The organism is Prevotella sp. HMSC073D09, from assembly GCF_001814145.1.
Classification (GTDB): domain Bacteria; phylum Bacteroidota; class Bacteroidia; order Bacteroidales; family Bacteroidaceae; genus Prevotella; species Prevotella conceptionensis.
The window spans coordinates 41,815-51,360 of record NZ_KV815087.1 but is presented as its reverse complement, the minus strand read 5'-3'; the positions used below and the strand labels follow the sequence as shown (position 1 = coordinate 51,360).

Sequence of the window (9,546 nt, the reverse complement as noted above, 5' to 3'; positions counted from 1 at the left end):
AACAATTAGTTAGATATTTACTGAATATCCCTAACTAATTTTGTTCACAAGGTTCCTAGACATTTAAGTTCGACTGTACTGCAAAGTTAGTTTGACAGGCGTTCTATAGACTTATAATTTTGTTCGTAAAGAATTAAAAAACGTACAGCACGCAAATTATCAACCACTTGTAATCTCAAGCGAATAGGCGTGCTCACTTTTTCATGCTCATTTAAGGTGCTATGTGTTGTCTTATTATCAGGATATGCTGCTCGCCATATCGGTGTTTTTCCTGCCTGCAAACTTATCTGTTTAGGTAGATTATCTTCGAGATGGTTTTAAAAGCGTCCTTGCCGTTATATAGGATACCACTATATATTTAATGTACGCGCGCGTAAGCCAGACCTAGGCTGTTCTTTTGGAGCACACTTCATCAACATCGTTTACACACCTTCCCTATTTTCCCGAACTGAAATTGTTTGATGTGTTACGAAGGGCATACGGCAAATAGGGGGAGAAAGTGCATGCAGTCTGCATCATCTCTCCACATTTTCACTGACTTTACCCCCCCCAATCGGCCGTTAGAGCCTGTGCAAATCTTCTTTGATTATTGAGCATCTTGCCTGTATTATTCTTGATGGCGTAGCAGGCTACATCAAGAGAATAAGACAGGCAAGATACCGACAAGTAAACGAAAGATGGACAAGAAACGATGGAAACATCCTAAAATATTTGATAAGCGGTCTAACGACCGATTAGGGTTTAAACAACCTTTTATATAGAAACGAAATGGTTGCACATAACATGGTGTTCTAAGCTGTGGGGCTTAACGCCGACACATTTTTAACCGATGTTATGTGCAACCAACATTATGATGGGTTACCTAAGTGAGGATTTTGCAAAATAGCCGTTGGCAAAATCTCCCTTAAACCTGTCAGAATTACTTGTCTGCCACTGTAAAAATGGGGTAAGCCCACCATCTCAGGTCAGCGTCTAAGCCCACTTGTTCTTTAGAGAAATGCAGGCAGATGGCTTGTTGCGACCAACCTCCAAACAGAACAGACGTCGACGTCCAATAAGCGCCTTGGTAACCTGCGGTTTTTAGTTTGAGAAGGCCTTGCTTTCCACCATCGTTATCGAGATAGCCCATGGCAGGGAGATAAAAGTATTTGCTGGTGTCGGCAGGCCTACCTTGGCCAGGTGCTTTTACCCAACTAGAGCCATTTACCGTTTTAGTCGATTCGTTCCAAGTTGACCAATACGAATTGGCACGATAGTCTACGCCATCAGGGTAGGTGGTTACGGGAGATTTATAAGGACCTCTATCGCAATACTTCAGTTTCAAAAACCACATACCCCCTTTGTATAGGTGTTTGTTTTTCACCCAAAGTGTTGTTTCGTCCCAATGTGGGTCACCCCTAAACACATACAAAGCGGCCTCGTTGGCATTAGGACAAACCTTGCATGCGTTAACAGCGTAGAGGTTGATTCCATCGCCATTGAAGTAGCGGTTGGTGCCAGATGCTTCGTAAGGAGCCTGCTCCCCGTCTTTAACAGGCAACTTACCCGTGTATCCATCCCAATAAGGTTTGCCGGCATCCCACATATAATAATTCATGTCGTACTTGTCAAGGGTAAAGTTGAACGCCACAGGTTTGTTCCTTCCCGCATTTAATTTCACGCTAGGATATGTTTTAGAAACCGTTCCTGTAACGCCCGTTTCCGAATCCCTGAGATGATATTCAACAGTAAAGTTGGTGTATGTGCCTGGCGCAACTACCATGATGGCAGCACACTTTGCGTAGTCTATAGAATAGGGTATGTTAAACCCGCCCCCCAATGATAGTGTAACACGCTTAGACGGAGACGTTACAGAGGCCGTTTGTATGCCGTCGTCATTGAAGTTGAATGTGCCTGCGAGGTTCTCGTTTGCAGAAACCATTATGCTTTCTATCGTTACGGAGTTGTCTAATTCTTCAAGACAGTAAAACGGAGTGAATGTAAGATAGGCTGCCTTATGGTCGAGTGCGAACTCGTATCGCCCGCCATTTTTGGTGGCCGTTGCTGTGCCACAGTCACCATCTGCACCAATATGCGAGGCATCGTTGGATGTTTGCTGCGTTTGATGAGCCTTAATGGTTACCTTGTCGCTTGCGGGATTTCCTTTCCCCGTATATCTCAGCTTATACGAATTTGCTGTAAGTGTGCCTGAAAAATAGAAGTTGGCATATTTTGATTTACCATCTTTACTAACAGCAATACGCTTGTCTATGTCGTCTTTTACACTTTGAGTAAACACTGACGGAGCTGTGGGGTTGTTAATCCACAGCTTATCGCCCGACGTCCAATAAAACTTTATCTTAAAGCCATCATATATACCCGTTGTCCGGGTCTTCGTCTTAAACAGAACCCCACTATCAACAGAAGCGAACTCCGTCACTTCACTCAGGGATTGCACATCACTTTCTTGTGTTGTGTTCTCATTTGAACAACTTGAAAAAACTATCGTAGCTAATACGACGAAAACCAATAAAAAACGTTGTTTCATTTCGTTATTCTCTTTTATATCTTCCTTATTGTCTGTTCCATTTATAATACCACTACGAAATTATACATCTTCCTCGAAATATTCATCGTTTTTGGCAGATAAGGGGGTGTCGTCACCTGCTTCACCAGCACCGCCACCGACAGGAGGACTCCCCGCCAGGATAGACAATGTTACATCGAAAAACAAAATCTCCATTAATGGTTTAAGATAAACTTTCTTTACGCTACCTACATTTTCTTTCATCATAACTATACATTTCGTTTCTTAATATCCTTTTTTCTTTTAAGTACATATCTAGAGAATGCGTACTACTGACGTTTGCGCGTGAAATTGCTAAGAGGATTCTGCATTCGCTATACGCGCAAAGGATAAGCACCTGCTTACCAAATATTCTCTCATCATCACGGTGATAACAGCAACCCTATTAACAACCCACAAGTCGCTTTAAACTTCCGAACAACAGAAGTATTATCCTTCATGTGCTTTACGCCCGTTATCCTTGATAGGCATTCCTTCCTTAATGCATGAATGCAACTACGATTTGTTTACTCCTCTTAATCCTTTCAACTCCTATCTCTAAAATACGCATGCAAAATTAACGTTTATTTTCTTTGCCACCAAATTAATTAAGCATCTTTTTCATTTCTAATGGGCTCAGGAAGACTGTTTAAGGCTACATCCTCACAAAAAGGGAGCGAGCCGCCTTTATTGCAAAGACGGCTCGCCAATTAAATATTGTGCCTACCTTACGTACACGATATGCGCATGCCATGCAAGAGCATGTCGGCGCAACACATGCCAACAACGACTTTCATGTTGGCTTAATCGCGGTCGTGACGGTCGTCGCGGCGGCCGCGGCGTTCACCTCTTTCGGGCCTGTCGCCACGTGGACGGCGTTCGCGCTCTACATATCCTTCGGGTTTCTCCATCAACACACGGCGCGACAGCTTGTACTTGCCCGTCTTGGGGTCGATGTCGAGCAGTTTCACCCGCATCTTGTCGCCTTCCTTAATGCCAGCCTCTTCAACTGTTTCAAGGCGTTTCCAATCTATTTCCGAAATGTGCAGCAGTCCGTCTTTGCCTGGCATAATCTCTACGAAACAACCATAAGGCATAACCGAACGAACAGTACCCTCGTAAACCTCGCCCACTTCGGGAACGGCAACAATGGCACGTATCTTTGATAGGGCAGCATCGATGCTGGCTTTGTCGGGTGCGCTCACCTGAACCTTACCCTTACCATCCACTTCGTCGATGGTAATCGTCGTGCCCGTGTCTTCTTGCATCTGCTGGATAATCTTTCCGCCCGGACCAATAACGGCACCGATAAACTCTTTGGGTATTTCGATTTGCACAATGCGTGGAACCTGCGGTTTAAGTTCGGGACGTGGCTCTGCAATCGTTTCGGTAAGCTTGCCAAGGATGTGCTCGCGGCCTGCCTTAGCTTGCATCAGGGCCTTTTCAAGAATTTCAAAACTCAAGCCGTCGCACTTAATGTCCATCTGCGTGGCCGTAAGTCCGTCTTTCGTACCCGTTGTCTTAAAGTCCATGTCGCCCAAGTGGTCCTCGTCGCCAAGGATGTCGCTGAGGATAGCGTACTTCTCTTCGCCCGGATTCTTGATAAGACCCATGGCTATACCGCTAACAGGCTTTTTAAGAGGCACACCTGCATCCATCAAAGCAAGCGTTCCGGCACATACGGTGGCCATAGACGAAGAACCGTTGCTCTCCAAAATCTGACTTACCACACGCACGGTGTAGGGATAGTCTTCGGGTATCTGACCCTTCAAACCACGCCAAGCCAAGTGGCCGTGGCCAATTTCGCGACGGCCAACACCACGTTGAGCCTTGGCCTCGCCTGTTGAGAAGGGTGGGAAGTTATAGTGCAAAAGGAAACGCATGTAACTCTTGTCGAGTACATCGTCTACCATTTTCTCATCAAGCTTTGTGCCCAACGTACATGTTGAAAGGCTTTGCGTTTCGCCACGGGTGAAGATGGCGCTACCATGAGGCATGGGCAACGAACTAACTTCGCACCAAATGGGACGAATTTCGTCGGTCTTACGACCATCAAGGCGTTTGCCCTCGTCGAGGATGCAACGGCGCATGGCATCGCGCAACACGTCGTCGTAGTAGCGTGCAGCCATTCCGTGCTTTTCTTCCAACTCTTCGGCGGTAAGCTTTTCGGTATTTTCGGCATCGTACTTCTCCAAGAAGTCGGTAACGATTTTGTCGAAAGCATCGTGGCGTTCTTGCTTAGGCAGAGCCTGCTTGGTAACATCGTACACGGGCTGATACAACACGTCGTTCATCTGCTTGCGCAAATCTTCGTCGTTCACCTCGTGGTCGTATTCGCGCTTAACGTCTTTACCCAGTTCCTTAGCCAGTTCTTCTTGCATGGTGCACATGGGCTTGATGGCCTCGTGAGCCACTTTGAGGGCTTGGATAAGGTCTTGCTCGGTAACCTCGTCCATTTCGCCTTCCACCATCATGATGTTGTCCTTGGTTGCGCCCACCATGATATCCATGTCGGCCTCCTTCATTTGCTCGAAGGTGGGATTAACAACATACTCGCCGTTAACCCTAGCAACGCGAACCTCGCTGATGTAGAAATCGAAGGGTATATCTGAACATGCCATTGCCGAAGACGCGGCCAAGCCGGCCAAAGCGTCGGGCTGGTCAACACCATCTGCCGACAACAGCATCACGTTTACATAAACTTCTGCATGGTAGTTTGAGGGGAATAAGGGCCGCAAAACGCGGTCTACAAGGCGCGAGGTAAGTATCTCGTTGTCGCCAGGCTTGCCTTCGCGTTTGGTAAAACCGCCGGGGAAACGCCCTGCGGCAGAATACTGTTCTCTGTAATCAACTTGCAAAGGCATAAAATCTGTTCCGGGAACTGCATCTTTTGCGGCACAAACAGTAGCAAGTAGTACGGTGTTGCCCATACGAACGACAGCCGAACCATCGGCCTGCTTTGCCACTTTCCCGGTCTCAATGCTGATGGTTCTGCCATCAGGCAATGAAATTGTTTTCGTTATTACGTTCATCTAAAAACTTATTGTTTTAAAACATCTAAAAATAAATTGGCACAAAGGTAGGTAATAAAAAAGGAAATGACGAATAATCAATGCGCTATTTTTCGTTTTTACCTTTGTTTTTAATTAATCGGACCGGTCAGACCTGTCGGACCTGTCGGACTAGTCAGACTAGTCCGACTTTTCCGATTTTACTGATTGCCTAGCCTGCCTACCCTAGGCTTTCGGCCTGCGCCTGGCCCAACCTTCTTCCGAAAAATCGGGTTCCGCGCCTTTTAGTTTGGGCGCAGGCTGTTGGAAAAACTGTCGCCAATCGCCCGTTTCGTTATCATCGTTAAATTGGCGTTGCGCCTTACGCCCACGCTTTCCGCCTGCTGCGGGAGCCGAATCGGCAAAGCGTTGCCCCTTTCTGCCGCCCTTAGCCGAGGCCGAACGGCCGTGTCCGCCCTCGTCGGCATCGTTGCATCTCACGTCGCGACCTTTATAACTTGCACCCGAAAGGGCTTGCATCACGCGCGAGGCATCGCCTTCGGGAACCTCAATATACGAGAATTTGCCCAACAAGTCGATATGCCCTACGGCCACGCGGCCTTGAACATTGCGGTTGATAAACTGCATTACCTCGCCAGGATAGAACCCGTCGTCCTTACCTAAGTTAACAAACAAGCGGCGATAACCGGCCTCGGCTTTGCGTGCGCCACGTGCGCCGCGCTCGGTTCGTTTGCCGCGTGCGCCGCGTTGTGCATCGCGACCGCCCCCGCGTTCGGCCCTTTTGCCCTCGCGCTCGTTGCGTTTCATCGAAGGTTTCTCTATTTCGGGCGCGTTGGCGTAGTAGTCTAAGAAACGGCCGAAGGTCATGCTTACAATCTTTTTGATAAGGTCTTCTTTGTCGATGTACTCGAAGTGGCGGTTAATCTCTTCGAGGAACGGGGCAATTTCTTCCTCGTTCACGTCGACCTTAGATATGGCATCCATGGCCTTGTACAGCTGTTTGCTGCATATTTCCTTAGCCGTGGGCAGCGTTCCGTCTACAAATTCCTTTTGTATAATCTTCTCGATGGCACGCACCTTGGAGCGTTCGCGCGTATGGATGATGCTGATAGACGTTCCTTTCTTGCCGGCACGCCCTGTTCGTCCGCTGCGGTGGGTGTAGCTTTCGATGTCGTCTGGCAGTCCGTAGTTTATAACATGTGTCAGGTCGTCAACGTCCAATCCACGTGCGGCAACATCAGTGGCCACCAAGAACTGCACGTTGTGGTTACGAAACTTCTGCATGGTGAGGTCGCGCTGTTGCTGGCTTAGGTCGCCGTGCAAGGCCTCGGCATTGTATCCGTCGCGAATAAGCTTGTCGGCTATTTCTTGCGTTTCGAGCTTGGTACGGCAGAAAATGATGGCGAAAATGCGCGGATAGAAGTCAACCAGACGTTTAAGTGCCAGGTATTTGTCTTTGGCATTCACCATATAATATATGTGGTTCACCTTTTCGGCACCTTCGTTACGACTTCCCACCACAATTTCCTTGTAGTCGTTCAGGTAGTTTTTGGCTATCTTTTCAATCTCCCTGCTCATCGTTGCCGAAAAGAGTAGCGTGTTACGATCGGCAGGAACGCCCTCGAATATGGCGTTGATGCTCTCGGTAAAGCCCATGTTCAGCATCTCGTCGGCCTCGTCTAGCACCACGTTGTTCACATTGTCTAGTTGCGCAACGCCGCGTTTCATCAGGTCGATAAGTCGGCCTGGCGTGGCCACGATTATCTGTGCGCCCTTGCGTAGTTGGCGAATTTGCATCTCGATAGAGGCTCCGCCATACACGGGCACCACGTGCAAACCTTGCACGTACTTAGAAAAGTCGGCCAAATCGTCGGCTATTTGCAAGCAAAGTTCGCGCGTAGGACTAAGTATAAGGGCTTGTGTATGCTTGTCTTCTGGATTTACTTTTTGCAGTACGGGTATGCCGTAGGCTGCAGTTTTGCCCGTTCCCGTCTGCGCCAAGGCAATAACATCGTTGCCATTACCCAGCAGGTAGGGAATCACTTCTTCTTGTACAGGCATGGGTTGCTCGAAACCCAACTCTTCAATGGCGCGGCATATAGGCTCGCTCACGCCCAATTCTTTAAATGTCTTCAATTCTTCTTGTTGTTAAAATGGTTTCGCGGTTGGGGTCGCATCAAACCAAAGATAACGCCACAAACGGCATATCTACCCGTCAACACCGCCCACTTAGGGGCATGTTGCGAAAGCAGATGCAAGCCTTGGCAAGCCAGAGAGCGCACCACAAGCGGGGTTTACACCAAACGAAACCTTGTTTGTTGATGACTTCATCGTTGCTAATCGTTATCCAAATATCATGAATTCATCAACCCACGAACCTAGAAACCTTGTCTATTATTACTTGTCCAACCAACCGTTGCCCCCAGCCATAATAGACAACATTCGTGTTTGAACGGTGCAAAGGTAATGAAAATAAATGGGTTACGAAAACTTTTAGAAAAGAAATTGCATGCACACGCCATCATGTTTCACGGTAAAACGCCCACAGAATGGCACAAAATCAGGGTTAACAATATGGCGGTTTCGGCCTTGAATAGGCAACATTTGCAGGTTAAAAACAGCGGCAACTCCCTTCGCCTACCGCCCTATTAAGAATCAATCAACCCGCAAGCTTTGCGCCATCACTAACACAAAACATGGCTACCTGTAAGAGGGAGTGTGGCAATCGCGCAAAGGTTGTCACACTCCCCCACACATGGTAGCCATGATTTTGACAAATTGGGCTGTTGCTAAAAGCCTAGAACGATTGCAGCCACGCTTTAAGTTCGAGTTCCATTTCTAAGTTATACCTAAAGGTCTGCTTGCGCCCCCAGCCGTGTCTTCCACCAGGAAAGACATGCAGCGATGCCGGAACATCGTGCCGATAAAGCTCTGCGTAATAGTTAACGCCGTTGATGGGCATCACCGTACGGTCGTCGTCGCTCAGCGCAATCCATGCCCGCGGCGTAGAACGCGTAACTTGTTGGTCGGTGCTGTATTCGCGTTCGTCGGCCTTACTGGGGTTCTTGCCCAAGAAACGCTCGCGCGAACCGCGATGGGTAAGCCCTGGCTGCATGGTGATAACGGGATAAAGCAGAATTTGGAAGTCGGGTCGGGCATCGCCCGTTGCCTTTGTTGCCAGCACCGAGGCCAAGTGTCCGCCAGCCGATGCGCCCATAATGCCCACCTCGTTAGGCTTAATGCGCCATTCGGCCGCATGTCGCCGCACCAGTTTCATGGCCTCTTCGGCATCAGAGATGGGCACCTGCTTGTCGCCGTTGGGCATGCGGTACTTCAACACAATGGCCGCAATGCCCATATTGTTGAAAAACGGTGCCCAGTCGCGCCCTTCGCTATCCATCGCCAACGTCTGGTATCCGCCACCCGGACAGATAACCACCGCCCTGCCCGTAGCCATTTTCTCGCGCGGCAAAAACACCTGCACCTTTGCCGTATCCTTGTCGTCGCTGCCTGCCACAGCAGGTGCCGACGGCCACAAATTAAGGGTAAAAGTCTTTTGGGCAAGAGCCGATGTTGCCGCAGTCAGCATCAGGGCCGCTGCCAACAAAAATCTCTTCGTTTTCATATTTTTTGTTTTACTGTGTTTGCTTACACTGCAAAGTTAGCAATAAAAGTTGAGAACGCCTTTTCAGAACGAATGTTTTAGCCCCGTAGTCGTCTTTACCTTTAATGTTTCTATAAAGGCATGCCTTTTCCGTTCTTTTCTCGTTCCTCGAAAAGTGCGTTTTCTCGCCATGGCAATGTTCGGGCAAGCTCGGCATTGCTCATTTGGCTTAACGAAAACGTTCTTCGAAAAGTGCGATTAATTTGCCCACTTATCCGCTTGTTCTCTTGCCTGCCTGTTCACTCGCCAGTCGGCCAACCACTGTAATCTTTTCGGTAAAGATTTTAACATAATGAGTGCCCTTTTTGTCCACCAACGGCCCACCT

5 protein-coding genes are annotated in these 9,546 nt (G+C 48.3%); all 5 read right to left on the bottom strand.

All coding sequences use genetic code 11. From position 1 onward, the window contains the following. Positions 1–919: 919 nt before the first annotated feature. The 5 genes from HMPREF2955_RS07410 to HMPREF2955_RS07385 all read right to left on the bottom strand — a co-directional run bounded on the left by HMPREF2955_RS07410 (position 920) and on the right by HMPREF2955_RS07385 (position 9,181). Positions 920–2,437 carry a hypothetical protein gene (locus tag HMPREF2955_RS07410; protein WP_246830092.1) on the bottom strand — a complete coding sequence of 506 codons (1,518 nt, stop codon included), beginning with the start codon at positions 2,435–2,437 and terminating at the stop codon, positions 920–922. 150 nt (positions 2,438–2,587) lie between these two features. Then, positions 2,588–2,773, bottom strand: coding sequence for a hypothetical protein (locus HMPREF2955_RS07405; RefSeq protein ID WP_070722292.1), 186 nt, complete (start codon positions 2,771–2,773; stop codon positions 2,588–2,590). 575 nt (positions 2,774–3,348) lie between these two features. Next, the gene (gene pnp / locus HMPREF2955_RS07400) at positions 3,349–5,577 is read right to left on the bottom strand and encodes a polyribonucleotide nucleotidyltransferase (RefSeq protein ID WP_070722290.1); all 2,229 of its coding nucleotides are present in this window, start codon (positions 5,575–5,577) and stop codon (positions 3,349–3,351) included. Between the two features lie 204 nt (positions 5,578–5,781). Continuing rightward, positions 5,782–7,692: a DEAD/DEAH box helicase gene (locus HMPREF2955_RS07395; protein WP_070722288.1), complete on the bottom strand. Its 1,911-nt coding sequence runs from the start codon at positions 7,690–7,692 to the stop codon at positions 5,782–5,784. A gap of 661 nt (positions 7,693–8,353) precedes the next feature. Beyond that, complete coding sequence (locus HMPREF2955_RS07385; protein ID WP_070722285.1) at positions 8,354–9,181, bottom strand: alpha/beta hydrolase; 828 nt, start codon at positions 9,179–9,181, stop codon at positions 8,354–8,356. Between the last annotated feature and the right edge of the window lie 365 nt (positions 9,182–9,546).

Coding starts and splice junctions, on each gene's coding strand:
- pnp (WP_070722290.1), bottom strand. CDS start 5,577: ATGAACGTAATAACGAAAACAATTTCATTGCCTGATGGCAGAACCATC.
- HMPREF2955_RS07405 (WP_070722292.1), bottom strand. CDS start 2,773: ATGATGAAAGAAAATGTAGGTAGCGTAAAGAAAGTTTATCTTAAACCA.
- HMPREF2955_RS07385 (WP_070722285.1), bottom strand. CDS start 9,181: ATGAAAACGAAGAGATTTTTGTTGGCAGCGGCCCTGATGCTGACTGCG.